Genomic DNA, 26,444 nt, shown 5'->3' on the forward strand with positions numbered 1-26,444 from the left:
TCACAACCATCACTGATCACGTGGTGTTAATGGGTTTCATTACACGAACTTGTAACACTTGGGTTTCAAACTCCTTGTCCTTTCAATGGGTTGCGAAGACGAGGTAACCGGCTTCCCAGGTGAGCAGGTAGTGACCAGGGTCCAAAGGTGCCAAACGTTGCAGATCCTGGTCTACTGCGTCCTGAGCTTCTTGAGGTATGTCGATGTGATCGTCGGTGTCGAGGGCATCAATGGCGTCGCTAGGGTCGGGATCAACCTCTTCAGTCGCAACGTCAACACCACTCATCGCATGTTGTGCCGAATCCTCCTGGATCCCGTGATGGATGAGGAATTGGGTTGCGGAGACTCGGCCTGCGTTGAGATTAATCGTCTGGCTCCAGGCGCGCATGTGATCGTCGCTGGAAGTGAGGAGCTCTACGGTGTCTACCGCCCCTTCGAGTCTCACGCATTGAGGTGCGTCCGCAGAATTTTTTACCGCGATAACCACATCGGTGTCACCCCGATGGGTGGGAGTCTGAAGTACGACGTGTTGGTCTGTGCTTCCCACACCGTAGAGCACCCGCGGACGGTCCTCTCCTGCGAGATCCTGATCACGCACCGGATGTCTGAGCTCAGCCGTCCAGGTAATCTCGTGAGCTTCTGGGTCCAAGACTGAAACACGATCGGTAGCTGACCACAACTCTTCATGATGGCCGACCATCAAAGTTTCACCAGCAGCCACAGCAGAAGACTCGCGCTGGGTGATGGCTTCGTACACGTGCCCCATCTGTGGTTCAGCGTTAAGCTCCTCAGATACGAGCGCTACAGCAGTGAGGAAGCCCTCACCATCAAGCTCGTCAGCCCTCGTCAGTTGCTGCTGGTAGGTCTCCCAGTCATCCATAGGACTCGGTACTGACGCCGGATCGTCGAGGTTCACGTACTCGCCGCACGTTATACCCAGGGCATCCGTGAGACCGGACTCTCTTGGATAGTCGTAGATGATAAACCCCGCGACGAGGATCACTACTGCAGCCGCTGAACCGATACCGAAGGTGCGTCGTCGCCACCGGCGGTGGTTGTCCTGCTTCTGCTGACGCCAGTCGTCATTCTTGGCTCGACTGTAGAAGTCAGTCAGACTGCTGTTGTCCTGTGTCACGCTTTCATCCCCAGAGGTGTGTCTCCCGTTCGAACCTGGCTAGTCGGTGTTGAGTCCCTGTGCTGCCAAAAGTTTGTGGCGGGCTTCGCGGCGATCTCGCTGCTCCTGAGGGTTCGGAACCGGCGCCGCAGCCAGCAGACGCTTGGTGTAATCCATTCTGGGTTCGCGCAGAATCTGGTTCTTATGACCCTGCTCGACCACGCGCCCCTTTTCCAAGACCATGATCTGGTTGGCGAGCTGATCAACCACCGCAAGGTCATGAGTAACGAAGAGACATGCAAACTCGAACTGTTCCTGAAGCTCAATGAACATCTCAAGAACCCGCGCCTGAACTGAGACGTCTAGCGCGGACGTGGGCTCGTCGGCGATCAGGATCGAAGGGCTCAGAGACAGGGCTCGCGCGATGCTGATGCGCTGACGCTGTCCGCCAGAGAGTTCGTGCGGGTAGCGGTTGATGACGCTTCTGGGGAGCTTGACCGCTTCGAGCAGCTCTGCCGCCCGTTCCTTGCGATCGTTTGGTGAGCCGACCTTCTGGACCACCATAGGTTCGGCGATAATCTCACCGATCGGAAACCGCGGGTCCAGAGAGGCCGCGGGATCCTGAAAAACTACACCGATGTCTTTGCGCACTGCTTTGCGTTCTTTGCGCGAGAGGCTTGGCAGGTTACGTCCACGAATCAGCAGCTCGCCGTGGTCGACATCGAGCAGTCCAAGAACTGCTTTGGCAATGGTGGATTTTCCAGATCCGGACTCCCCCACCAGACCAAGGATTTCACCTTTGGGTACGGAGAAGTTGACACCCTCAACGACTCGCATCGCCTTCCCACGATGCTTATAGGCAAGAGCAAGATCTTTAGCCTCGATGGCAATCTCGGCATCCACCTCAGCCTGGGTCTGGTCTGGCCATTCCTCGGAAACTTCGACCGCAGCCGTGGCCGACGGCTTCGCCTGATGAAGCTTTGGCATTGCCTCCAAAAGGCGTCGCGTATAGGGGTGTTGAGGAGACATGAGGATCTGCTCAGCAGTTCCGGACTCCACCACCTCTCCCTGGAACATCACCACAACGCGGTCGGCCATATCTGCAACCACACCCATGTTGTGGGTGATCAGCATGATCGCCGTATTGATCTCAACCTTGAGTCGGCGTAGCAGATCCAGGATCTCGGCCTGAACGGTGACATCCAGGGCAGTCGTCGGCTCGTCAGCGATGATCATCGAAGGGCTGCAGGCTATCGCCATGGCAATGACGATGCGCTGCCGCTGTCCACCAGAGAACTGGTGGGGATACTCGAAAATCCGCTTCCCCGGGTCAGGGATACCCACAAGCTCCAGCAGCTCAACACCTTTAGCCAGGGCGTCCTTTCCAAAGGCCACACCATGGACTTCCATAGCCTCCTTGAGCTGGTCAGAGACCTTGAGCACCGGGTTCAGCGCGGTCATCGGTTCCTGGAAGACCATGGATACCTCGGTTCCGCGCAGTCGGCGCAGCTGAGCGGCGTCCATAGTCGTGATGTCCTGACCGCTGAGAAAAACTTTGCCGGATACGGTGCCGTTCTTGGGAATCAGACCCATTGCCGCTGCGGACGTGACCGACTTGCCCGAGCCGGACTCACCGACGACGGCGACCACTTCGCCTGGCATCACATCAAAGCTCACGCCTTTTACCGCGTCCACTGTGCTGAATTCAGTGTTGAAGCTGACCCTCAGATCCTGGAAACTCAACGCCGCTTCGGGCGGCTTCTCCCTGGCCGCCTCAGCAGTCGCCTCGTCGGAGTCCGGCATGGCGCTGCGGTAGGCCGTCACGGCTGCGAACGCAGCGATGAGCACACCAATGCCTAGCGCAGAGAGCGCCACCGTGTCTGCCAGGGTTATCGCCCCACGATTGACCTGGGTCCCGCTGAGTCTGAGCGGCGTCATAACCAGCGTTGGGCCGATGGCGATCACCAACCATGCGATGAGCAATTTCAGCCCGAACTCTCGCTGCTTGAGGATCACCACCTGCCCGAGTCCGGGTATCAACAGTGACATCACTGCCGGAATCCACGGATTGGAAACCGAGAGCTTCTCGACTGGGGTCTCCGAACCTCTTTTCTTGCTCATGTGTTCCTCCAGGACTGCAACTGATGGGGGTCGAAGGTTTCGAGGTATCCGGCTACGGTCACTCTGATCGCTCCCGTTGTTCTTGCGCGTGAGCTGTCCGCACGGACTCATCGCGGCGCTGCTGGGACATCGCAAATCCGCGGAGGCCCAGAATCTGACGCAGTCCCGGACGACGATCGCCCTTGCGCTGCTGCCTCGGGTCAAAGGCATCTCGGAGACCGTCGCCGATGAAGTTCACACACAGCGTGATGGTGAGGATGAAGATGCCAGGAATCCAGAACAGGTGCGGTCGGGTATTAATCGCTGATTCTCCTTGGGACACCAGCATGCCAAGCGACACTTCAGGCGCCTGAACGCCCATTCCGAGATAGGAAAGCGTCGACTCGAGGAGAATGACAGCCGCAACTGTGAATGATGCGTTGACGATGATCACACCGATGGAGTTCGGCAGCATGTGTTTGATAATGATGCGCCACGGCGATGCGCCCATAGCGATTGCCGCTGAAACGTATTCCTTCTCCCGCAGCGAAAGCACCTCTGCCCGCACTAGTCGCGCCATGCCCGTCCACGTCGCAAGACCCAGGACAATCGCGAGCGGGAAGGGCGCGAATGGCATCTCCCGGACGAAGTTGCCAAGAATAGCTGCAATCACCAGAAGAGGAACCACGATGACAAAGTCTGTGAGCGTCATCAGGACTGATTCGATCTTCCCGCGAAAGTAACCAGCGACTGCACCCACCAGAATACCGAGCACGGACGAGACGAAGGCGACGACAACACCGATAATCAGTGATTGTTGAGTACCACGCATGACGCGGGCGAAGATGTCGCGCGGCAGGCCATCCTGGCCAAACGGGTGCGGGCCGAAGATTTGCCCATCCTGGAACATCGTTGGTTGCCCGCCGTTTACCAGTTCAGCACCTCTTGGAAGCCGGAAGGGGTGCTGCCACCAGCCGGGGATGATTCCGTAGCCGACTGAGGTGAACGCGACGATCGCGATGATCGTGAGCACGACCAGTGAGATCATGGCAGGCACATGGGAAAAGAACCTTCTCCGAATCAGCTGATTTTGGGAGTAGGACTTTTGGTCTGAGGTGAGTTTTGCGTCCTCAACCTCGGCGAGGTCGACCATCTGCTGGTCGAGGTCTGAGTTGGGAGTCTGTTCGTTGCTCATACTCGGATCCTTGGGTCGAGGACGGCGTAAAGAATGTCAGCGATGAAGTTGAAGAGCACCGCTATTCCTCCGGTGAAGACGATGACAGCCATCACCGGGGCAGGGTCGACGTTGGACAACCCGGTGATGAACATGGTGCCCATGGAGTTCCACCCAAAGACTCTCTCAACGATGATCGCTCCCCCGATGAGACCGGCGAAGTCGAAGGCCACTAGTGTGGCCAGCGGAATCATCGCATTACGGAAAGCATGTTTGAGCACCACGGTACGTTCGGTGACGCCCTTTGCCCGCGCAGTGCGAATGTAATCCTGCTGAATCACTTCGAGCATCGAGCTTCGGGTGTAACGGGTATATGTTGCCAAGGACGTCAGCATGATGACGAGCGTGGGCAGCCACAACTGAGTCAGCTGGTCCAAAGACACAACCCAGAAGTCATCGGCCCGAAGATTGGGCGTGGATGCGCCAACAGTTCGAATAGGACGCGGTTTCGCTGACAACAGACCTGGCCAGGTGTACATGTAGTGGTCCAGAAGGATGATGCCAGAAATCAGGATCCCTGTGAGGACGGTGACTGCAGTAGCCTGACCCTTCGCGTACCCACCGAATATCCGGCCTATGGCCAGACAAATGGCAATAGTGAGCAGGAAGAGACCAAGGGGAAGCAAGTAGCTCTCGGCGCCACGCATAAGGTTCCAGGTCAGGAAGTACGAGACGACGCCGAGCGCGGCCACAGCCAAGCCGCAATAGAGCACCTTGAGATTGTGAATTCCCGCAATCATGGCGGTGAAGCCCACGGCAAGGACTATTGCCGCGATGGCGATGAAACCGGTCCCCAGCCTCGGCTGTTCCATGAAATGAATGTGGTCCAGAAAGGGCATCACGGTGCAGGTGTAGAAAAACATGACTGCGCCAGTTGCGATCCGACGGCGGCTACTGCCGCCGATAATGGTCGGTATGGCAATGGCGAGTAGTACCGCCACTATCAAGATGGTGGTCGGCGCGAAGTGCGGATCTGCCATCCAGTCGTTGTAGCGAATGGCCAGATACTCCTTGGCGATCACGGCCGCCCAGAACAGCGGGAGTGACCAGAAGAGGAACATGACAAAGCTCATAGAGTAGTCAAAGACCGAATACTGGCGCAGAGCTGAGATGATGCCGGTCAGTACTCCCAAAACGATCGCTAGCAGCGTAGCAATCAAGACCAGGCGCAGCGACACTGCTGCTGCATTGGCGATCTGTGCCGTGACATCGCCGCCATTGATAGTAGTGCCCCAATCACAGACCCCAATAATGCTGTCCGTGGGGTCTAGACACCCGAGCACGCCCGTCAGCCAGTCCCAGTAGCGTTCGTACCAAGGCAAGTAGTACTGGTCGGTCCAGGGGAGCATCAAGTTCAACTGCTCGGCCCTGAGTTCCATCTGATACTCAGCATCGGCGTCTGTGGACTCACGCAGATCCTGCAAGGGATCTCCTGAGTGAACGACGAGAAAGTACGAAAGAAGTGAGGCACCGAAAAGGACGAGGAAAAGTCGTCCGAAGCGCTTAAAGATGTAGTTCAGCACGGTGGGTAGATCGCCTTCCGGTCTGTGCGGGTCATAGGCCATGCACCGGCCGGGGCCCGGCAGAGAGATCTCTACCGGGCCCCTTTGCTGTGGTGCTGTACCGTGAGCGGCGAGTCAAGTTCCTAGAGGAACCGACTCACTCGGCCCGCTGCCACTGTTCAGCGTTCCACGTAACGCTTGACTGCGCGGCGGTCAGTCGAACATTGGCGATTGAAGCATCTGCAGCCACAATGCCGGGGTGGACATAGAGCGGAATGCCGTGCAGGTCGTCCCAAAGGGCTTTCTCAATCTCGACCAGTGCTTCAGTGCGCTCCTCATCAGAAACGTTGTCCCCAACGACTCTCCATTGCTCATCAACAGTCTCGTTTGAGAAGCCAGTTGCATTCTGGGCTCCATCTGAGGAGTAGATGTTCAGTCCTGAAACAACTTGTCCTGAACCAGCCCAGGCGAACATTGCAACACCGGACCAGTTGCCTTCGAGGAGTTCAGCACCGAAGTCCGGAGTTCCGGCGTCGACAATGTCAAAGCCTGCGCCCTCGGACCCGCAGTAGGTGTTGATGATTTCCACCGCAGCGGAACGACGTGGCTGACCGAAGTGGTTGATCTCAACAGTCGTGCCCACAGCGTCGTTCTCTTCGATGATCTCAGCGGCTGCGTCTACATCAGCCTCGTCGTAACGGCCGTCGTAGGACTCTGCTACGAAATCCTCGTAGTCATCCTCAAATGCGAGCTTTTCGCGAGCGTTGAGTACCTCAGCGTCTGGGTTGACGGGTGCGATCAACTGGTCGACGATTTCCTGCCGCGGAAGACAGAGCGCGAATGCTTCAGCCAACTCTGGTGTGTCCGCGAATGGGCCCTGCTGGTACTGGAAGTCAATGTGCTCCCAGGTAGCAACGTCGCCTTCGTGGACAACGAAGTCGCCGGTCTCGGCGAGTGAGTCGAGGCCGAGCTTCACGTCTTCGTCAGCCTGGGGCTCGATAACGTGAAGATCGAGGTTTTCCAGTGCCTGGACGTGGGTGTCCTCGTTGAGGAAGTCAATCACGATGGTGTCCACACCCGGAGGAGTTCCCCACCACTCGGGATTTGGTTCCAGGGTGACGGAGCCACCGGTCTCTTCACCTTCCCAGTTCCAGTCCGCCATCTGATAGGGACCGGAGGACAGCGCGATTTCCGGATCCCACTCACCCTCACTACCCATGCCGGTGTTCCATACCTCAGCAACAGGCTCGAGAGCGTCGAGGTCAGCCTCAGCAATCGCTGTATCAAGGTCTTCAACGCTTATGTCTGCCTGCTCTGCCACAATGTGGGCAGGGACATATGAATTGCCGATTAGGAGCTGCCAGTCCGCGTAAAACTCAGGAAGCTCCATGGTGAAAGTCTTGGAATCGGGACTCTCGGACTGAAAGCCTTCCGGTACGTACAACGGCAAGGTAGCGCCTGAGGGGCTAAATCCAGCTCCTGGCTCACCCTCTTCACCCTCTTCAGCCTCTTCAGCCTCTGCCTCATCAGAACCTGCGTAGGCCTGTGCTGCCCACAGCAGCTGGTAATCACGAGCTGTGATGGGAGTGCCATCAGACCAGACGGCCTCATCGTTGATGGTGTACTCAACAATGAACGGATCTTCTTCGCTGGTCACCTCGAAGGTGCCGAACTCCTCGTTCGGGTTGATGGAGAGGTCTGTACCGAAGTACATGAAATTGGATCGCATGCGATCCATGACCACTGAATTGCTGACAGAGTTCGCGCCCGAGTAGTCATTATTGACGTTGACGAAAGGCTGCTCACCCGGAGACACGATGATGGTGTCTTCCTGTGTTTCGAAGTCCTCCGGCATTTCAGCCCGTGCGCCCGAGTCTGGAACTGTCGAATACAGGGCACCTTCCTGGTCGAATTCGCCGCCGGTTCCCTCCTGGACGCCGCCTTCGCCATTGCCGTTGTCGCCGGTCTCGCCGTTCTCGGCGCCATTGGCATCGCCATTGCCGTTCTCTTCATCATTGCCGGGCGTGCAGCCCGACAGGACGAGTGCGCTGGAGGCCACAATGGCCGCAGCAGCAGAGAGTTTGCGTAGTTTCACGTATTGCTCCTCAAGAAATTTAGGTGCGGAGTGACTAGTGGTGTGTGCCACACCCCAGAACTCAGGTGCCCCCCAGATTACGACCGACCGACTCACCTATTGAGACATTTCAGCCCTCGTGATCGAATCGTTACCGGGGCATGCAAGGCCACAGAACGGCGCCTAACGCGATCGAAAAGGAAGTCAAGCCCGACGATTCAACATTTACGAAACCTTCCAGGTGAGAAGCGCGATGCCACTTTTCCCTTCGAACTTCGCCGCCATTCCGGGCAAGTCGGCATGCAGCATAAATTCAGGTTTCCCCAAGGTTACCCAAAGTTCACAAGCTTCTAAGGAGTCCGCGAAACACTGTTGTAACGCCAGCTGGACGCTGCGTGGGTGTTAGCTGGCGTTTCAGCCAGCAGAAATGTTACGAAATATTACGCTTTGTGTCATGAGTCACAGCCCAGAGCAAGCTACGAATGCTTCCTCCAGAGCTCATCGGGGTCGTTCGTGCTGCCCTCAGACAGTCGCAGCGCACGTCCAGAAGCCACCAACTTCTCGTGCTTTGCGTGTTTCTTCTTCGAGCTCTTGGTCTCCCGGGGAGCCAACATAATCGTGCGCTCGGCGACTATGCCTGCCTGGAGCTGCCGACCCCGCTCAAGTTCAGCATCCAACTCCGCGCCCAGCAGCAACACCATATTCATGATGTACACCCAGAACAGGAAGATGATGACACTGGCTAACGCCCCGTAGGTGGCCTCATAGTTGGCAAAGTTCACCACGTAGACCGCGATACCCGCAGTAGTCAGGATCATCACCAGAATCGTGACCAGGGCCCCTGCAGAGGTCCACTTCACCCCTGACTGACGAATATTCGGTGTGGTCGTATACAGCATGGCAATTCCGGCTGCCGCCACAAGAATGAGCACCACAGGGGTGGCCCAGTTCCACACGGTCACCGCTGTGTCCCCAAGGCCAATAGTGCTTCCCACCGCTTGAGCGATAGGGCCTGAGACGACCAGCATCATGCCGGCAGCGGCCACGAGCAGGATGAGTATCACTGTGACCAGATACACCAGGGGCCGCAGTTTGAGAATCGAACGCCCTTCCTCAACCTCCCAGATCCGGTTCATCGCCCGGGAGAAGCCATTGACGTAGTTCGAAGCCGTCCAGAGGGCCAGCAGGATCCCAACAGCCAGACCCAGCCCGGCACCCCCGACACCGGTGATGTTGCCCATGACAGTGTCGACCGTGTCCATGACCTCCTGGTTGCCGTCGGTCATGTCATCAACCGTGTCAACGAAGAATCCGGTGACACGATCAGCCTCACCGACTAGGCCAAGAATCGACACCAGAGCGATGAGCGCGGGAAAGATCGATAAGACTGCGTAGTAGGTCAGCCCGGCGGCCAGATCAGTGCATCTGTCGCGTCCGAATTCGCTTAAGGTCCGCTTGAGGCTGTACTTCCAGGTTGCTTTTGTCAGCTTCAGCGGCGAGGCCACCTTGCGGTCATCCTGATGCGCACTCTCGCCCTCAGCGTGCTCCTCACGCTGAAGTGCCTTCACCATGTACGGCTGGTCCGCGGCTGCGGAGACGGTACCTGGCTCAGAACCGTCATGGTATGTAGCCGTCTCATCAAATATGTCCGTGTCTTTTTCGTCACGGAGACGCACCCTGTGGGGCGCGAGACCGGTTGGCGCAGCGGGGTGATCCTGGGAAGCGTTCATAATCCACAGTATCCGGATACTTCCTGGACGGCCCGTGTGCACGGCCGTGACGTTACGTTGAAGATTCAGCCTCTGGGTCCGTCACCCGGTCCCGGCGGGTTTTGAGCAGGTCGTCTGTATGGGTGATTTCAGCTGGGGCGGAGTTGTTGAGGTATCCGGAGCGCGCGATCGCCATAGATCCCACTGCGGAGGTCAGCAGCTGGGCGATCACTGCCACGGCTGCCTTCACCAGGTTCAGCCAGCTGAAGTCCATCAGAAGCGCGCCGATCACAATGGAAGCCACTCCCAGGCCCGCAGAGGTGCCGACCGCTGAGGCGCGCAGGTAGAGGTCCGGCAGTCTGAACAACCCGATACCGGCCACAATGATGGTGACGATACCCAGGAAGATGAACACCAGACCGGTTCCGTGCATGATGTCGTGGAATTCCATCAGCGGCGTCCTCCTGATCCGAGCCGGGCCATTGAGATGGCAGCCATGAACCCGAGCAGGGTGGCAATGAGAATGATGTCGAACAGCGCCTCGATGTTGGCCCGGAGTCCGATGAGCGCGATGAACCCGATGATCGCGAAGAAGATGAGGTCCGCCGCCACCGCCCTGTCAGTAATCTTGGGGCCCAGGTAGGCGCGCACACCAGCCAGCAGCATCCCGAGCCCCAGCAGGATCAGGGCTATTTCCAGGGTGACCTCAGACATCAGCGCACCTCATCTTCTGGCGGCTCATCGACAGGAACGACGTCCGGGACCCGGAGCGGACGGGACAGATCGCCCGGGGAGCGCCGGAGGGCTCGTAGCATCCGGTCTTCCATCTCCTGAATCTCCCCCACCAAGGACTCCCGGGATTCGACAAACATGCCGTGCACGTACAGAATCTTGTGCTCCCGAGAAATCGACAGGGTCAGTGTGCCCGGTGTCAGGGTGATGAAGCATGAGATGAGCGTCCATTCGGTGTCAGACTCGCTGGCGGCCGGCACCGCGATAATCGCTGGAGAGGTCTTCATCCGTTTCTTGGATCGGAGGATGTCCAGCGTGACATAGACATTGGCCATCACGAATGCCTTGGCGTACCAGAAGAGGAAGCTCGCTATACGCCAGGGCCAGGAGGCCAGGGAGGAAGTGGTACTCATGCGTCCATCACCGCCTCAACGTAACCTTCGGGGTTCAACAGGTTCTCCGCCGCAGTCTCCGAGAGCAGCATCAGCAGTTCGGCGCCGAAGCCGAAGAAAACGGTGATCGCGGCAAGGATGGCACCGGGGATGATGAGCTTCACCGGAACTTTGACAGCCCGCTGACCGGAGAGAACCGCAGACATCGCAGCTGTGGGTGGGCCAATGGTGAGAGTGGGGTTCTCCGCCTGCGCCTGCACACGAAGGTACCGTTTGCCGTGCATCTTCTCCTGATACTTCAGCGCGTTGTCCTCAAGGTCGGCCGGAGGCTTGCCCATAAACACGCCCACCCAGATCTTGAGCATTGACAACAGAGTGAAGACACTGACGATCACGGCCACTGCGGCCACCCAGTAATGAGACTGCTCAAGGGTCGCCTGGATGATCGTGAACTTCGCTACGAATCCTGAGAAGGGCGGCAGGCCCGCCAGAGAGAGCGCGGCGATCATGAAGGTGATGGCGATCAGCGGCTCCCGTTTGAGCATGCCCCCGAGTTTGTCGATTTCCCCAGTTCCGTAGGTCTCCTCAATAGCACCGGTCGACATGAACAGGCTGGCCTTCACAATCATGTGGTGTAGCAGGTAGAAAATGCCAGCGGTCAGGCCTAGTCCGGTGAACAGGCCAACACCAATGAGGATGTAGCCGATCTGACTGATCATGTGGAAGACCAGAATGGACCGCGTCGTCTTTTCCCCGATCGCTCCCAGCACGCCGATCAGCATCGTCATGCTGGTCACGACGAGGGCAATCCACAGGAACCGCTCGTCGCCGTCGAACATCACCGAATAGATCCGGTAGATCGCATAGATCGACACTTTGGTGTGGATACCAGAGAACAATGCAGTGACTGCCGGCGACGTCATGGGATATGTGCGGGTCAGCCAGCCGTGCACTGGGACCACTGCGGCCTTGATGCCGATGGCTGTGAGAACGACGGCGCCGCCCACCGCCACCGCGGGATCCTCAGCAGCAGCTCCGTGCAGCTCAGCAAGATTAACGGTGCCGGCTGTGCCGTAGACAATTCCGATACCGAACAGCAGCAGTGTGGAGGCAAGCAGGTTCACCGAGACGTAGATACGCGCCCCGTGGGCACCGAGTTTGGCGCCCATCATCGCCAATAGGCCATAACTGGGCAGGAGCATGACCTCGATGAACACGAACAGGTTGAAGATGTCTCCCGTCATCAGAGCCCCGGCTACACCAGCCATGAGGATGAGGACGAACGGGTGGTAAAAGCGGGAGCGAGCCTCATGAGTCGCCATGGCGAACATGACGCTGGTTATGCCCAGAATCGTGATGATCATCAGCACCAGAGAGTTCAATGCGTCCACCACAAAGGGGATCGCAACCTGCGGAGTGAAATCCCAGAAACCTACTTTGTGAGCGAGCACGGTGCCATCATGAGTGGCGATCACCAGCAGAAGGGAGAACACGAACATCGCGGTCAGGGTCCCCAGGCTGATGATGTGCCGGGCACGCTTACTCTTGCGCAGGGCGGCACCCAAAGCGCCCATCAGCAGGGGAATGCCCACGAGCAGCGGCAGTAATGGCGGGAGGAGTTCAGTCACTGTGGGTCCTCCCTGCGCGGGTGCTCGCCCGTTTCCGGATCAGTATTGGGAGCCTCCGCCGAGTCGTCGTCCTGGGCTTCGAAATCGTGCACCGGACTGATGGGTGAGGCGTCCGCGCCACCTGTGCCGGCAGCCACAGCGCCCGTGACCCCGGTGTCCACCGAGGAGCTTACGGTGTCCCCAGTGTCTGCCGCGCTCAGCACTTTGGCCGCTGATTCCTCATCGTTCTCCGTATCGTCATCATGCGTGGTGGTGATGGCAAGGGTGATCATGAACATGGTGATGGAGAAAGCGATCACAATGGCCGTCAGCACGAAAGCTTGAGGGAGTGGGTCTCCGCCTTCTCCATAGTCCGAGGTTCCGATGTACGGCACGCCCCGGTAGGCGGTGTTGCCGGCTGCGAACAGCAGCAGGTTTGCGGCATGGCTGGCCATGACGAATCCAAGCACAATACGGACCATGCCGCGCTGCATGAAGAGGTACACCGCTGCGGCGGTGAGTAGCCCGACTGCTATAGCGATACTCATCAGCCCTCATCTCCCCTGCCGGTGCTCCGATTACCGGTATAGGGGCCCGGGTGCCAACCCTCGCCCTCAGCCTCGAGTGGCACATCCCCCGGGTCATCACCGGCGTGCATTTCAATACGTTCGATCTGGCTGGTCTTCTGGCCCTGGGATTTCATATGGGCTTTGAGCAGTTCGGCCGGGTAACGCTGGGCTTGCCCCAGCCGGTCCAACGCGACCAAGACTGCACCGATAACCGCTAAGTAGATGCCGACATCAAAGATCAACGCCGTGGTGAGGGTGAAGCCCGCATCGGTTCCCCAGGGCAATGGAATGCCTTCAAGAATGACGATGGGCCGCAGATAAGAGCCTTCAGCTCCGTCCATGAAGCCGAAGAGTCCAATCACTGCGCCGATGACAATGCCGCCGACGATGATCAGCGCGTAGTCGAAGCGCAGTTTGACTGCGGAGTCCGAGGGAGCGACCAGATACCGCAGGGCAAAGAACCCGCCCAGCACCAATGCGGAGATGAAGCCTCCGCCGGAATCGTAATGACCGCGCAGCAGCAGAACCAGCGACAGCAGGACGATGAAGGGCGCCATCCAATTGAACACACTTCGCATGGCCTGCGTGTTGTCCGCAGCGTGGTCCAACGGGGTACCGATCCACAGCTTGGACTCCGCCGGGTGCGAATCGGAGGTGGAGAATGCGGAGTTAAGCACGGCCAGAATGGCGAATCCGGCCACGCCGAGCACCGTCAGCTCACCGAACGTGTCCAAAGCACGGAAGTCGACCAAAATGGAGTTGACGGTATTGAGTGCGCCAACCGTCTCATACGTCTCTTCTAGGTACCACTGGGCCGCAGGTGATTGGCCGCGCCGCCCGGTGAGGGCATAGGCGGCGATGAAGGCCGCTATCCCAAAGGCAATGGCGACGACTGCTGAGACCGCTGTGCGGGACCGTGAGACCTGGTGGAACTTCCGCGGGAGTTTCCGCAGCACAAGTACCAGGACCACCACCGTAAGGATCTCTACCAGAAGCTGAGTCATACCCACATCGACGGCGCCCAGTGCGAAGTACCAGGCTCCGACCACGAAACCCGCACCGCCTGCGAGGACGACTGCCGCTGTCCGCGAATGAGTGATCACGGTTCCTAGGAGGAAGAACGCCAACAGTCCGATGAGAACCCAGTCCGTCATGCGGGTATGTCCGGGGGTGAACTCTCCGACATCTCCAACGTTGAGCACACCAGCGATAAAGATGCCGACTAGGAAGATGCCGGGAGCTGTGAGGTGAACGGCGTGAATATCAGAGCGTGTGACATCGCCAACCCGGCGGCCGAAGGCGATGCTGCCAGTACGCATCTTCTCCACCACTTCGACCCCAGTCCAGGGGAAGATCTGCCGTGGAACAAAGCTGTCCAGCCGGGAGCGGGTCAGCACAGCCACCAGGCCGACGCCCATGATGATCACCGAAAGCATCAGGTCAGTGCTGAGCCCGCCATAGAGATAGAAATGCGGCTCATAGTTCGCGGTGGTGGACGCCTGGGTTGAGGCGGTCAGCAAGCCGTCGAAGAGGAAGGGCACGAAACCTAGGATGGCTCCCGCAGCAGCGGGAAGGAGGGCCGGTGCATAGAAGGATAGTGAGGCTTCATGAGCGGTCTCGGGCGCCATAGGCTCTTTGGCATCGTCATGCTTGCCGGTGCCGGTGTAGCTGGTGAACACACCCAGCACGATCCGGCCGCAGTAGGCGAACGTACCCACCGCTGCGAGCACGCCCAGCAGGGTGATGGTCCAGGTGAGGCCGGGGCCGAACAGTGCGGGCTCCTCGCCCGCAGAGAGGAATCCTTTGAGGAGGTTCTCCTTGGATACGAAGCCGAAAAGCGGTGGGATTCCCGCCATGGACAGACAGCCCAAGACGGTGATGATGAAACTCACCGGCATGGCTTTGCGCAGTCCGTTGAGCTCACGGATATCCCGGGAATGGGCTTCGTGTTCGATGATGCCGACCATCATGAACAAGCTGGATTTGAACAGAGCGTGGGCGATGACGTGGATGGTGGCCGCGGCGATCGCGGTGGGAGTTCCGATGCCGATGATCGCGACCAGGAAACCGAGCTGGGAGACCGTGGAGTAGGCCATGATCTCTTTGATGTCGTGTCGCTGAAGTGCGAACAGGGCCCCAATGAGTGCGGTGATCAGACCGCAGACGATCAGCAGCGTCTGCCAGACCACGACCCCCTCGAAGACCGGGGAGAAACGCAGCAGGAGGTAGATCCCGGCCTTAACCATGGCGGCAGCGTGCAGATAGGCGCTGACCGGGGCGGGGGCGACCATCGCATCGGGCAGCCACAGGTGGAAGGGAAACTGCGCGGACTTGGTGAAGGCGGCGAAAGCGATCAGCACCGCAACCACACCTGTGAAGACGGCGTCGTCTCCCCAGACCTGGTGCTGCAGAGCCTCCGACAGGCTCGTAGTACCGGTGCGCACGATTATCCACAGGACTGCGGTCAACAACCCGAGGCCGCCAGCCATGGTGATGAGCAGGGTCCGCTGCGCCGGGGCTGGGGCTTTGTCCCCGGACCGGTTGATGAGGAAGAAGGAGCACAGGGTGGTGAACTCCCAGAACACGAACAGCAGGATCATGTCATCGGCCAACACCATGCCAGACATGGCGAAGACGAATAACAACATCCAGATGTAATAGTCGCTGGTCTTCTTCTTCACCGAGAAGTAGCGCGCGCTGTAAGCCATCACGAGCGCGCCGATGAACAGCACCAGCAGCAGAAAGACCATGCCGAGCCCATCAAGCCGCAGTCTGATGCCCACATCCACTGTGGGAATCCACGGCAGGTACTCCGCAACAGTCTCCCCAGCGATGAGATCGGGGAGCCAAATGAGACTGAAACTGCCCAGCACCACCAGCGCTATTGCGGCGAACCAGCCAGTGTTGCGGCCCAGTAGCGTGTGCACCGCGGCTGCTGCAGGAACCAGCAGGAGGGTGAGGAACAGCAGGACCAGCAGAGTCACCGAGTACCTCCCGCCCAGGCCGGGGCAGGCGGCAGCGCTGCGCGGCACACGGCGGGCAGAGGCCTTCGCGACATGTCAGCCTCCTGTGTGCTCGTTATCGGTCAATCGGGTGCGATGAAGCGTCACATGCGCTCAGAGCATCCTACATTTGCTCCAATGAACGCAGTGTTGCAACTGCTTCCGCCGACCAGACTTCCCGGCACACCGCCCCTTACCCTAGCGAGTCCAGAGGTAGGCGAGCAACGAGACACCGTCTGGACATATGGTGAACGCCCCGCAACGCCGCCGCCTCCGCCAAAGGAACCGGCCGAGAATCCGCCCGGAGACATGCTTCCCGACGCCGAACTTGATCCGTGATGCGAGGCGCCAATTGTCCCGGGCATGCTCGCGGCCAGAATTACCCAACTGCCGGTGGGGAGGCCGGGGAGCGGCTCAGTTGCAGCGCGGTCGTCCATCAGTCGGGTCCATCTCTTATGGTCGCCAAGCGCCATGGCATAGGGCAGCTGTTCGGTAAGTTCCTCTGGCGACAGTTCGGTGTTCTCAGAAGCGCCAAGTGTGACTGACTGTGACAGTTGCAGGCCACGGAGTTGTTCATAGCGGGCCCGGCCCTCCGCAGTTCGGCGGTTGGAGGCTCGCGCTGTGACAGCCCAGGTCAACCCCAGCACCGCCCCTGCAGCTGCGATCCCGAGGAGGAGAAAGCTCAAGGACGTAGGCATCCCGAGCCCGAAACTCACCACGGGGGCCACTAGCACCAGGCATAACATCGCGCCACCCATCCATGTCCAGAGGCTCCCCACACCGCCCACGTTCCGGGACAGGAGGCCCCGTGCATTGAACTGGTCCAACGCTTTCTTCTGCGCGGTATGTGCTGCCTCAGTGAAGTGCTCATCCAGCTCCGATATCCGCACGGGCTCCGGCTCAGGAAAGAGCGCCTCCAGCACGTCACGTTCCCACGCCGTAAGAGCCGAGGTGTCTGTGTCAGCTGGTGTGAGCAGCCAGTCTGTTTCGGCGTCGTCGTCCTCACCGTCAGTCCTCTGAACGGTCTCCTCCATGGTGAGGTAGCCCCGCGCAGCCAGATCTGTCAGCGTCAAGGCCGTGAAGTCTGCCTGCGGGACGTGGGGAGACTTATGCCAAAGCAGTGCCGCCTCGTAGGGCCGGATACTCTCCGGGACAGTGCCGCGAGGGACGGCGGGAGGCTCATGATGCAGCCGCGCGGTAACTTCCGGCGCACCCGTTGTGGGAACCGACCCCTGGGGCAAGTTGATGAAGTGCTCGTCTGTGCCGCGGCGGCGCCGGTACATCACTAGGGCGGTCATCAGAGCGAGGACGACTGCGGCTGCAGCCCACCAATAGCTGAGCAGTGACCCCCAGAGCCGATCCGTGGTGGGGGCGATGCGGTCTCCGAACTGCTCCGCGGCGGTGGGCTCAGCGTAGATTGGCTCAGCATCTGCAAACGAGTCCGCGGCCGCTCTGAGTTCGACAGCTTGCCAGCCCCCAGGTGGCAGGTTCTCAGCAATGGCGGTGACTGCCTCCTCCTGTGTGGTCACTTCACAGGATGCGCCGTCATCCAGAGCGGCGTCCTCCCCCTGCCAACAGGCTGCCTCGAGCACCTCAACCGGGAAGCTCACCTCAGTGGTGACACGGTCCATGGGGACATCGGCCTGCGGTCCGGCCGTCACCCACTCGAGGCCGTCGGGGTCAACCGCCCCCCGCACGGTGTAGCTGAGCTGGTAAGTCTGCACCCCAGTCCTCGACTGGTCGGAGCCATCCGGTGCCCCCAGGGTGAGCTCCAACTCGCCGCGGCTCTGGTCAGTGTCCACGATCTCTGCCGGTGCATCACTGGGGCTGCTGAGCGAGAACTCCCCGTACTGGAACTGTCTGCGGCCGTCCTCTGTGGGTTGCTCTGTAATCAACGCGCGGTAGAAGCCCAGGCCCTCCCGCTCGCCGAAGTCCCAGTCATAGGTTTCCTGCACATGAAGCACACCCTGCTCATCCACGGTGATCTCTATGGTGAGGTCGCGGACGACGTCGTCCTCCGGGTCGCCAGATGCCGCCACCGGGACAGCTGTGAGGCAAACAATTCCGGAAACGACTGCGGAGGCTGCTGCGAGGCGGAAAGGGAACATATTTTCACCTTAGGGACTGACGGCTCGGATGCGCATCCGCCTCGGGGAGGATCTTGGAGCGCTTCCTGACGGGAGGGGCGTGGGGCAGTGTTGGGGCGAGATATCAGGGCGCCATCGAGATATCAGGCCGCTATAGGACACTGACTTCTCAACAACTGTCTGAAGTTAGCCGGGGCTGAGGGGGCCGGGTCACCGTTCAGGCATAGAAGAACCGGACTGCGTGGAAGAAGACGGGGGCCGCGAAGCAGAGCGAATCAAGCCGGTCCATGATGCCGCCATGCCCGGGGATGGTGGAGCCGAAGTCCTTAATGCCACGGTCACGCTTAATCGCGGACATCACCAATCCCCCGGCAAATCCCATCACACAGGAGATGAACGCCAGGAGGGCGGCCATCAGCGGGGAGAAGGGCGTGATCCACCAGAGGGCGGCGCCCAGCGCAGTCGCAGAGAGCACTCCGCCGATAAACCCCTCCCAGGTCTTATTGGGACTCACACTGGGTGCGATGGGGTGTTTGCCCAGGGTCTTGCCCCACACATACTGCAGCACATCTGAACCCTGCACCACGATCAGCAGAAACAGCAGCAGATGCGCACCTGTGGCCCCGCCATCCCCTGGCGAGGAACCTTCAGCAGCCTCGCGGCCCAATTCCATAGCCACCGGCAGCTGAAGCAGGGCCGGCGCGTGGCTGATCGCGTAGACACACACCATCAGCGCCCATTGGATGGTGGCGGTTCGCTGCAGAAATCCTTTGGTCTCGCCGGCGAGCGCATTGCGCGCCGGCAGGAATAGGAACGCGTAGACCGGGATGAACACGCTGAACATCCCGTACCAGTGCTCCCAGAGGAACCAGTAGTGCACTGCGGGGATGATGAAAACCAGCCACACCAGAACCTTGTGGTCACCCCGGCCAGTGGGCGAGATAGTGATGAACTCCCGCAACGCCAGTAGCGATAGCAGCAGGAACAGCACAATGGTGACGGTCTCCCCCGCGGCCAACACCGCCCCGATGAGCGCGACCATCAGCCACCAGGCGTTGATGCGCTGTTTCAGATTGCTGATAGTGCTCGTGGGGCCTAGGCGGCGGCCCAACAGCCACGCAATCGCACTCGCGAGAACGAGGACAACGACGACGCCGCCGAGCAGTCTCAGTGCCGATGAATCCAGCAGGCCTAGGCCCCAGTCACTCATGGTCCATCCCCACCTGGTTGGCTGCCGGCGGCAGAAGCACCACCCTCGTCATCTGCAGTGTCGACGGTCGCCTGATGCTGTGCCAGGCAGTCCACCAGGACCTGACGTGCGCGAGTCAGAAATGCCTGCTGGTCCTCATCCGGGGCCACGTGGAGTGGATCGCAGAAGACAACGGTCGACAGGTGCGGCACGGGAACGACCTCGCCCTTGGGGAGAATCCGGCCGAGATTGGCCAAAGTGACCGGCACCACCGGCACCTCAGGGTTTTGCTGAGCCAATTTGTACAGCCCGCCATGGAACTGGGCGATGGATTCTCCGTCACCACGGGTCCCCTCCGGGAAGATGATCAGCGAATCGCCGGCGCTGAGCACCTCAGCCATGCCGGCGATTTGACCCTTCGGGCTCACTCCGGAATGTGATGCCCGTTGACGGGTGTGACTGGAACCGTGACGGTCCACCAGGTAGGCGTTGAAGATCTGCTCAGCGAAGGCCTTGCGCAGACCTGAGCCCCAGTAGTCCTTGGCCGCCACCGGACGTGCACGTTTCTGTATGTCAGCGGGCAGGGCCGCCCATATGGTGAGGAAGTCCAAGTGACTGGAGTGGTTCGCGTAGTAGATAGCCTGCTCGGGCAGTTGCGGCTCCGACTCGCCCTGGGCGGTGATCACACGCGCACCGGCGAAAGCGCTGATGAGCTTGGCAAGGCTTCGGCGCGAAAGCCCGGCCACATTCACGAGGGTAGATCCCGAGCTCGCGAGCGCAGCACCGCGCTGATTCGGCGCAGGCGCCGCATACATGTGAACAGTGACCCGAGCGCGATGAGCCCCAGGGTGCAGAACAGGGCCCAGCCCGGGGTCCAGGGCAACCAAACTTCGGCGATGGCGGCCAGTGTGCCGACCATGAGCACCCACATGCGGTGAGGCTTTGCTAAGGGGCCGTCGAAGAAATTGCCGGTACCGAGGGCCACGCCGAGACTACGGATATAGGCCGTGAGCACCGCAAGGGTCGCGGCCAGGAAACCGAGGACCACTCCGATGTCCACGCGCCCAGCCGTCACCAATCCGGCAGTCGCCAGGCCAGCGGCACCCAGGAAGAGCACATCAGAGATCCGATCGGGCAGCTCATTGTAGATATCACCCACCGGGGAACTCATCCCCTTCTCTACCGCTAGCATGCCGTCGAGCATGTTCAGCAGCAGACGTAACGGGATGCAGACCGCCGCTACTACCAGCAGGGCAACCCTGCCGGACTCGTGGTCAGTGTGGGCAGACCACACCAGTGCCGCTGCACCGACTGCGGCGAAGAGCACCGAGCCAATGGAGATTTGGTTCGGGGTGAGCTTTGCGGCAGCAAGAATGTCGGCGGACTTGGTTGCCCACCGAGTGCTGCGCTGCGGGATTGCCCGCCGGTCCGTTCCGTGGCTCATGTGCAGTGTCCATTCCCTCGTGTACCCCTTACGCTAGTACGACTTTGTCAGAACCGTCAGCATCTGACTCACCTCTCCGCTCGATCCCCCTGACGCCGCAGGCTAGAGTCAGCGGTATGGGAATGCGGCACGCACAAGGCTCCAGTGGTGCCTTGCGAGACCACGGCATTGCAGCCGTCTGGGGATTCGCAGAGGCCACCTTCTTCTTCGTCGTCCCTGATGTGTGGACCTCCTGGGTGGGGCTGCGCCGGCCCAAACGTGCCATGGGCACCACCGTTTCGGCACTGGGTGGGGCGCTGGCAGGTGGAGCTGTGACCTCCTGGTGGGGGCGACGGGTGACGGCGCAGACTTCACACTCCGCGTTGGTGAGGGTTCCAGCGATCACCAGCGCCATGGTGCACCAGGTAGAGCGGGACATGGCCGAATCCGGACACGCCTCCTTGATGCGGGGGCCGGCACGTGGGGTTCCCTATAAGCTCTATGCCCGCGCCTCCGGGCTGCAGCGGAAGTCGCTGCTGAACTTCCTGGCCTGGAGTGTGCCTGGCCGGTTGATCCGGTTCATGGTGGTGACGCTGGTGGCCACCGGGATCGCAAATCTCACCCGGCGGATTTTCCCCGACATTTCAGATAGACGTGTCTCCGCTGTGTTCTGGTCATGTTGGGGCGTGTTCTATGCCTGGTTCATTCCCGTGATGTCGCGACGGCGCTGATGACCTCTCCTGGCCGATCCTCGTGAATGTCAGAGCGTTGTTGGGTTTTCAGGCAGCCATAGGAAGCTGATTTCTCAACAGCCGCCTGAAGTTTGCCTCATCCTGGAGTTTGCCCGCGGGTGAGGGAACAGCACCCATAAACCCTTCCCCGCAGCACGCAGCAACATAGTTGCAATGCGCAACAACTCTGCGTTTTGCGTGACAGACTGGCCACCATGGCTGACTCCCTCTTCTCTGACCTGGACCGCTACGTCGCACACCCACGGACCGCAGGGCTTGCCCTGAGTCCCGACGGCACCCGACTGGTCACCACCGTGCAGACGCTCAACACAAAGAAGAACGGCTACGTCACTTCCCTCTGGGAGGTTGACCCCGCTGGAGAGCGTCCCGCGCGACGACTGACACGCAGCGCCAAGGGGGAAGCTGGGCCCGCCTTCGCCACCAACGGCGACCTCTATTTCACCTCAGCCCGACCCGACGACCACGGAGAAGACGAGGGCAATGCGCTGTGGTGCCTCCCCGCTTCCGGGGGCGAGGCGCGTGTGCTCAACCGGCGAGCAGGCGGCGTCACATCCGTCGTGACTGCGGCTGAGGCAGATGTCGTAGCGGTCACGGCGCCTCTGCTTCCTGGTGCTTCCGATGAAGATGCCCAGCAGACGCTGCACAAAAACCGGCAGGACAGCTCGGTGAAAGCCGTTCTGCACTCCAGCTACCCCGTGCGGTTTTGGGATCACGACCTCGGCCCTGCCCGGCCCCACGGTTTCGTCCTCGAGGCAGGGACCGCCGAGAACGACGACGCTCCCGTCACCGCCGAGCCGGATCGCCCGAAGCTTCGGCAGATCACCGAAGGCCTCGGCCCCCTCTTCGAGGGCACGATGCACCTGAGCCCAGATGGTTCTCAGGCCCTCATCGGCGTCACCGTGCCTGAGGCGAAGACCGACCGTCGCTCCGCCGTGGCCCTGGTGGACACCGCCACCGGAGAACGGCGACTGCTTGTCGACGAGCCGGGGATGACGTTCTCCCCTGGCCCCATCAGTCCCGACGGCAAGAAGGCTGCGGTCATAGGCTCATCGAAACCTAGCCCAAGCAGCGCAATTGCGCCCCAACTCTATGTCGTGGAACTCAGCACCGGCGCGGTGACTCCCCTGGCGGAGGACCTCGACCTGTGGCTGAACCCAGCCTCGTCCCGCCCGTGGCTCAATGATCAGCGGATGCTTGCCGTTGCAGACAAGAACGGCCGCGGCGCCGTGTTCATTGTGGACGTCAGCTCCGGCGAGGCCGCCGAGGTACCTGTCGAGGATGCCGTCTACTCACAAGCCTTCCCCTCTCCAGACGGCACCACGGCATATGCGGTGCGCAGCAGCTACGCGTTCCCCGATGAGGTGGTGCGCATTGATCTCACCACCGGCGCCGTAACTCGGTTGCAGAACCCCACAGAGCGCCCTGAACTGCCCGGGACTCTGGAGGATGTCCAGACCGAGACCAGCGACGGCGTCGTCGTACGCGGGTGGCTGTGCCTGCCTGAGCGAGCCTCGCAGGCGGAACCAGCTCCGCTGCTGCTGTGGATCCACGGCGGCCCCTTGAGCTCCTGGAATGCGTGGACGTGGCGGTGGAACCCCTGGTTGGCGGTGGAGAAGGGCTATGCGGTGCTGCTGCCGGATCCGGCTCTGTCCACCGGTTATGGCCAGGACTTCGTGGATCGCGGATGGAACTCTTGGGGAGATGCGCCCTACACAGATCTGATGATCATCACTGATGCAGTGGAGGCTCGCGACGACATTGACGCCTCTCGCACCGCGGCAATGGGCGGTTCCTTCGGTGGCTATATGGCCAACTGGATCGCCGGACACACTGACCGCTTCAACGCCATCGTGACCCACGCCAGCCTGTGGGCGCTTGACCAGTTCGGGCCGACCACGGACATGTCCCCGTTCTGGCGCGGACAAATTGACCAATCGATGATAGACCAGCACTCACCACATGACTTCGTCAGTGAGATAGTGACCCCGATGCTGGTGATCCACGGTGATAAGGACTACCGGGTTCCGATCGGTGAGGGGCTGCGGCTATGGTTCGAACTGTTGGCCGATTCCGGGCTGCCCGCCGACGAGAACGGTGACACACTGCATCGCTTCCTTTACTTCCCGGATGAGAACCACTGGATCCTTTCCCCGCAGCACAGCAAGGTCTGGTACCAGGTGATCTTCGCATTCCTCGCCGACCATGTGCTCGGAGACCAGGGGGAGCTTCCCGAGGAACTGGGCCTGACGGCGCCGAAGAGCGCAGGGAACGACGACGCCTGAGCGAGCCCTGATCACCGGGCCCAGGCTACTGTCACCGTCTGACCTCGAACCCGGCACGTGGCAGTGTCTGCAACTCCTCGTCGGTGGCTTCACGCGTATCCACGGAGGTGACCTCAGCCCGCCTCGGACCCTTGGCGCACCAGCTGATGAAAGAGTCGACGGCGGGGCCATCGCCCCCGATCAGCAGTTCTACCGCCTCGTCAGGGGTATTGCGCACCCATCCGACCAGGCCCAGCTCATCGGCCTGGCGTTTAGCCGAGTTGCGGTAGTTCACCCCTTGAACGGTGCCGGTGACGGTGACTGAGGTGCCTGCGCTGAAGTGGTGTTCCATCACCCCAGTCAAGCAAAGCCAGGCGCTGGTGTGAAGAGCAGCTACCAGCGGGGCAGCACAGACCCCGTCCGGTTGGTCGAGTCATAGGAGTAGACCTCTCTGCCTTCGATCCAGGTGCGCAGGGCCCGGTTGCGGGTATCCAATGGGTCTCCCTCCCAGAGGGTGAGGTCCGCGTCTTTGCCTGGCTCGATGGAACCGATCCGGTCAGCGACCCCGAGCACTTCGGCAGGATTGATGGTGACTGCCTTGAGCGCCGCATCCGGATCCATACCCTCTTTCACCGCTAGGGCCGCCTGGTTGATGAGGAAGTCGATGGGAACCACGGGGTGGTCCGTGATGATAGAGACTTTGACTCCCGCCCGGGACAAGATGCCCGGTGCGCGGGGGCTGCGTTCACGGACTTCCACCTTGGACCGTGACACCATCATGGGGCCGTAGAGCACAGGAATGCCGCGAGCGGCGATCCGGTCGGCGATCAGGTGGGCCTCGGTGCCGTGGTCGAGCACCAGCTCGTAGCCGAACTCATCCGCGATGCGCAGAGCAGTGACAATGTCATCGGCACGGTGGCAGTGCTGGCGCCAAGGAATCTCACGCGCGAGGACTTTGACCAGAGCTTCTGAAATAAGATCGGCCGGGCGGTCCTCAGGGTCTTTGGCTGCCCAGTGCCGAGCCTCCGTGAAGGCTTTTCGCGCAGCGAATGCCGTCCCCAGACGGGTGCTGGGCGCCTTCTTCTGATCTCCGTAGACCCTTTTGGGGTTCTCTCCGAGGGCAGCCTTCAGCCCAGAGGGCGAACGCAGCACCATATCGTCGATGACCGAACCGTGAGTCTTGATCGCTACCGTCAGACCACCGATGACGTTCGCGGAGCCTGGGTTGACGTTGACTGTGGTGATTCCATGGGCGAGCGCGTCGTCGAAGCCGATCTCCACAGGGTTGATTGCGTCAATGGCTCGCACCGCTGCGGTCACCGGGTCGGTGGCCTCATTGAAGTCGGCCCCCGCCCAGCCCTCTCCCTCCTCGTGAACGCCCAAGTGGACGTGGGCATCTACCAGTCCCGGGACCACCCATCCACCTGCGGCGTCGATCACCTCGTGACCCGCCGGGGTGTCCAGATCAGGCCCAAGTGCGGCGATCTTGCCGTCGGTGACAACCACGGAGCCATCGAAGGAATCCTCCGTCACGGGCACCACACGAGCATTCGTCACAATATAGTTTCCTGACGCAACCATGCGTCCACCTTAGCGGAGTGAACTGCTAATTGTTCTGCGGTAGATTCGCACCTTCGCCATTCTCAATAAAGAAGCTTATTGTGAATACATGGGACTTATGGAGGGCCAGGCTCGCGAGCATGTATCACCCAAGGCTCAGGCGCCCGACCAGCGCCGCCGCCTCGTGATCGCCTGTGCCGTCACCCTGTGCATTGTCGCAGCGCAGGCCATTGGGGCCTGGTTGACCGGCTCCTTGGCCCTGTTGACCGACGCCGTACATTCACTCGCAGACAGCATCGGACTGATTGTGGCCGTCATCGCCGCCAGCCTGATGTTCCGGGGCGTCAGCAGCACTCGCTCCTGGGGGTACCGCCGGGTTGAGGTCCTCGCCGCAGGCGCACAGGCGGCCCTGTTGGCAGGTATCGGCACGTACGCTGCTATTGAGGGCGTCCGCCGGCTCTATGACCCGCAGGAGGTGCTGTACGTTGAGCTGCTGCTCTTCGGGGTTGCAGGGCTTGTGGGCAACATCATCTCGCTGTTGGTGCTTGCGCCCCGGCGGACCACCAACCTCAATCTGCGAGCGGCCTTCCTGGAAGTGTCTGCCGATGCATTGGGCTCACTGGGGGTCATCGTGGCCGCAGCGGTCATCTGGCTCACAGGATGGCACCAGGCCGACGCCGTGGCTGCGCTGCTGATAGCTGCGATGATCGTGCCGCGCGCCGTGCTGCTGTTGCGTGATACCGGCCGAGTGCTGATGGAGTTCGTGCCGCGCGGACTGGATTTAGAGGATGTGCGCCAGCACATCCTTGCCATCGACCATGTCCAGGACGTTCATGATCTGCACGCCTCCACCGTCGCAACGGGCCTACCAATCATCTCCGCACATGTGGTGGTGGAGGAGTCCTGTTTCACCAGCGGTTGTGCTCCCGCCAAGCTGGCCGAACTGAGCACCTGTGTCGCCAAGGATTTTGGCGTATCCATCACCCACTCCACATTCCAATTGGAGACCGCTGAGCGTGCGACCCATGAAGGACTTACTGACGGTGCACATCCCTGTGCCCGGCCCTGAAGGACAGTTGCAGTCCTGCCTCAGCCTGGTACGGTCCTGATAGCGGCGCCAGCGTGGGCGCACCTGAG

General features: G+C 60.5%; 21 protein-coding genes. 3 read left to right on the top strand and 18 right to left on the bottom strand.

Features of this window, described 5'->3' with window-relative positions:
• Positions 1-82 precede the first annotated feature (82 nt).
• From FH975_RS05945 to FH975_RS06020, 16 genes are all read right to left on the bottom strand, one after another.
• Entirely contained in the window at positions 83-1,135 is a 1,053-nt protein-coding gene (locus FH975_RS05945) for a hypothetical protein (RefSeq protein ID WP_162320493.1), read from the bottom strand.
• A 39-nt stretch (positions 1,136-1,174) separates the two neighbouring features.
• Positions 1,175-2,917 carry an ABC transporter ATP-binding protein gene (locus FH975_RS05950; protein WP_162320639.1) on the bottom strand — a complete coding sequence of 581 codons (1,743 nt, stop codon included), beginning with the start codon at positions 2,915-2,917 and terminating at the stop codon, positions 1,175-1,177.
• A gap of 376 nt (positions 2,918-3,293) precedes the next feature.
• Entirely contained in the window at positions 3,294-4,409 is a 1,116-nt protein-coding gene (locus FH975_RS05955; protein WP_162320494.1) for an ABC transporter permease, read from the bottom strand.
• Entirely contained in the window at positions 4,406-5,971 is a 1,566-nt protein-coding gene (locus FH975_RS05960) for an ABC transporter permease (protein ID WP_162320495.1), read from the bottom strand. The genes FH975_RS05955 and FH975_RS05960 overlap by 4 nt, the downstream gene beginning before the upstream one ends.
• Positions 5,972-6,107: 136 nt before the next feature.
• Positions 6,108-8,045 (bottom strand): ABC transporter substrate-binding protein, encoded by a 1,938-nt coding sequence (locus tag FH975_RS05965; protein WP_162320496.1) that lies wholly within the window; start codon positions 8,043-8,045, stop codon positions 6,108-6,110.
• Between the two features lie 455 nt (positions 8,046-8,500).
• Positions 8,501-9,754 (bottom strand): YihY/virulence factor BrkB family protein, encoded by a 1,254-nt coding sequence (locus FH975_RS05970; RefSeq protein WP_235928470.1) that lies wholly within the window; start codon positions 9,752-9,754, stop codon positions 8,501-8,503.
• A 52-nt stretch (positions 9,755-9,806) separates the two neighbouring features.
• On the bottom strand, positions 9,807-10,184 hold the full coding sequence (locus FH975_RS05975; protein ID WP_162320497.1) for a cation:proton antiporter: 378 nt from the start codon (positions 10,182-10,184) through the stop codon (positions 9,807-9,809).
• Complete coding sequence (locus FH975_RS05980) at positions 10,184-10,447, bottom strand: monovalent cation/H+ antiporter complex subunit F (RefSeq protein ID WP_235928472.1); 264 nt, start codon at positions 10,445-10,447, stop codon at positions 10,184-10,186. The genes FH975_RS05975 and FH975_RS05980 overlap by 1 nt, the downstream gene beginning before the upstream one ends.
• The gene (locus FH975_RS05985) at positions 10,447-10,878 is read right to left on the bottom strand and encodes a Na+/H+ antiporter subunit E (protein ID WP_153078178.1); all 432 of its coding nucleotides are present in this window, start codon (positions 10,876-10,878) and stop codon (positions 10,447-10,449) included. The genes FH975_RS05980 and FH975_RS05985 overlap by 1 nt, the downstream gene beginning before the upstream one ends.
• Positions 10,875-12,485, bottom strand: coding sequence for a monovalent cation/H+ antiporter subunit D family protein (locus FH975_RS05990; protein ID WP_162320498.1), 1,611 nt, complete (start codon positions 12,483-12,485; stop codon positions 10,875-10,877). The genes FH975_RS05985 and FH975_RS05990 overlap by 4 nt, the downstream gene beginning before the upstream one ends.
• Positions 12,482-13,012 carry a sodium:proton antiporter gene (locus tag FH975_RS05995; RefSeq protein ID WP_153078176.1) on the bottom strand — a complete coding sequence of 177 codons (531 nt, stop codon included), beginning with the start codon at positions 13,010-13,012 and terminating at the stop codon, positions 12,482-12,484. Before FH975_RS05995 ends, FH975_RS05990 begins: the two co-directional genes overlap by 4 nt.
• The gene (locus tag FH975_RS06000; protein ID WP_162320499.1) at positions 13,012-16,017 is read right to left on the bottom strand and encodes a DUF4040 family protein; all 3,006 of its coding nucleotides are present in this window, start codon (positions 16,015-16,017) and stop codon (positions 13,012-13,014) included. Before FH975_RS06000 ends, FH975_RS05995 begins: the two co-directional genes overlap by 1 nt.
• Positions 16,018-16,139: 122 nt before the next feature.
• The gene (locus FH975_RS06005) at positions 16,140-18,143 is read right to left on the bottom strand and encodes a DUF2207 domain-containing protein (protein ID WP_162320500.1); all 2,004 of its coding nucleotides are present in this window, start codon (positions 18,141-18,143) and stop codon (positions 16,140-16,142) included.
• A 196-nt stretch (positions 18,144-18,339) separates the two neighbouring features.
• Positions 18,340-19,332, bottom strand: coding sequence for a phosphatidate cytidylyltransferase (locus FH975_RS06010; protein WP_162320501.1), 993 nt, complete (start codon positions 19,330-19,332; stop codon positions 18,340-18,342).
• Positions 19,329-20,057 carry a lysophospholipid acyltransferase family protein gene (locus FH975_RS06015; protein ID WP_202923035.1) on the bottom strand — a complete coding sequence of 243 codons (729 nt, stop codon included), beginning with the start codon at positions 20,055-20,057 and terminating at the stop codon, positions 19,329-19,331. The genes FH975_RS06010 and FH975_RS06015 overlap by 4 nt, the downstream gene beginning before the upstream one ends.
• A gap of 2 nt (positions 20,058-20,059) precedes the next feature.
• Positions 20,060-20,755, bottom strand: a complete 696-nt coding sequence (locus FH975_RS06020) for a CDP-alcohol phosphatidyltransferase family protein (RefSeq protein ID WP_153078171.1) — start codon at positions 20,753-20,755, stop codon at positions 20,060-20,062.
• A gap of 116 nt (positions 20,756-20,871) precedes the next feature.
• On the opposite strand from FH975_RS06020, the gene FH975_RS06025 reads away from it, so the two are divergent.
• Both FH975_RS06025 and FH975_RS06030 read left to right on the top strand, forming a co-directional pair.
• Positions 20,872-21,465: a hypothetical protein gene (locus FH975_RS06025; protein ID WP_235928477.1), complete on the top strand. Its 594-nt coding sequence runs from the start codon at positions 20,872-20,874 to the stop codon at positions 21,463-21,465.
• Positions 21,466-21,680: 215 nt separating this feature from the next.
• A complete protein-coding gene (locus tag FH975_RS06030; protein WP_162320503.1) occupies positions 21,681-23,768 on the top strand; it encodes a S9 family peptidase in 2,088 nt (695 codons plus the stop codon).
• Between the two features lie 31 nt (positions 23,769-23,799).
• Here FH975_RS06030 and FH975_RS06035 read toward each other — a convergent pair whose 3' ends face one another.
• Positions 23,800-24,099 (bottom strand): acylphosphatase, encoded by a 300-nt coding sequence (locus tag FH975_RS06035; RefSeq protein ID WP_153078169.1) that lies wholly within the window; start codon positions 24,097-24,099, stop codon positions 23,800-23,802.
• A 41-nt stretch (positions 24,100-24,140) separates the two neighbouring features.
• Complete coding sequence (locus FH975_RS06040) at positions 24,141-25,328, bottom strand: amidohydrolase (RefSeq protein ID WP_162320504.1); 1,188 nt, start codon at positions 25,326-25,328, stop codon at positions 24,141-24,143.
• 97 nt (positions 25,329-25,425) lie between these two features.
• On the opposite strand from FH975_RS06040, the gene FH975_RS06045 reads away from it, so the two are divergent.
• The gene (locus FH975_RS06045; RefSeq protein ID WP_162320642.1) at positions 25,426-26,376 is read left to right on the top strand and encodes a cation diffusion facilitator family transporter; all 951 of its coding nucleotides are present in this window, start codon (positions 25,426-25,428) and stop codon (positions 26,374-26,376) included.
• Positions 26,377-26,444: the final 68 nt, after the last annotated feature.

Source organism: Nesterenkonia haasae (assembly GCF_010119385.1).
In the GTDB taxonomy this organism is placed as follows: domain Bacteria; phylum Actinomycetota; class Actinomycetes; order Actinomycetales; family Micrococcaceae; genus Nesterenkonia; species Nesterenkonia haasae.

Coding starts and splice junctions, on each gene's coding strand:
- FH975_RS05950 (WP_162320639.1), bottom strand. CDS start 2,917: ATGCCGGACTCCGACGAGGCGACTGCTGAGGCGGCCAGGGAGAAGCCG.
- FH975_RS05955 (WP_162320494.1), bottom strand. CDS start 4,409: ATGAGCAACGAACAGACTCCCAACTCAGACCTCGACCAGCAGATGGTC.
- FH975_RS05970 (WP_235928470.1), bottom strand. CDS start 9,754: ATGAACGCTTCCCAGGATCACCCCGCTGCGCCAACCGGTCTCGCGCCC.
- FH975_RS05975 (WP_162320497.1), bottom strand. CDS start 10,184: ATGGAATTCCACGACATCATGCACGGAACCGGTCTGGTGTTCATCTTC.
- FH975_RS05980 (WP_235928472.1), bottom strand. CDS start 10,447: ATGTCTGAGGTCACCCTGGAAATAGCCCTGATCCTGCTGGGGCTCGGG.
- FH975_RS05985 (WP_153078178.1), bottom strand. CDS start 10,878: ATGAGTACCACTTCCTCCCTGGCCTCCTGGCCCTGGCGTATAGCGAGC.
- FH975_RS05995 (WP_153078176.1), bottom strand. CDS start 13,012: ATGAGTATCGCTATAGCAGTCGGGCTACTCACCGCCGCAGCGGTGTAC.
- FH975_RS06005 (WP_162320500.1), bottom strand. CDS start 18,143: ATGTTCCCTTTCCGCCTCGCAGCAGCCTCCGCAGTCGTTTCCGGAATT.
- FH975_RS06010 (WP_162320501.1), bottom strand. CDS start 19,332: ATGAGTGACTGGGGCCTAGGCCTGCTGGATTCATCGGCACTGAGACTG.
- FH975_RS06020 (WP_153078171.1), bottom strand. CDS start 20,755: ATGAGCCACGGAACGGACCGGCGGGCAATCCCGCAGCGCAGCACTCGG.
- FH975_RS06025 (WP_235928477.1), top strand. CDS start 20,872: ATGGGAATGCGGCACGCACAAGGCTCCAGTGGTGCCTTGCGAGACCAC.
- FH975_RS06030 (WP_162320503.1), top strand. CDS start 21,681: ATGGCTGACTCCCTCTTCTCTGACCTGGACCGCTACGTCGCACACCCA.
- FH975_RS06035 (WP_153078169.1), bottom strand. CDS start 24,099: ATGGAACACCACTTCAGCGCAGGCACCTCAGTCACCGTCACCGGCACC.
- FH975_RS06040 (WP_162320504.1), bottom strand. CDS start 25,328: ATGGTTGCGTCAGGAAACTATATTGTGACGAATGCTCGTGTGGTGCCC.
- FH975_RS06045 (WP_162320642.1), top strand. CDS start 25,426: ATGGAGGGCCAGGCTCGCGAGCATGTATCACCCAAGGCTCAGGCGCCC.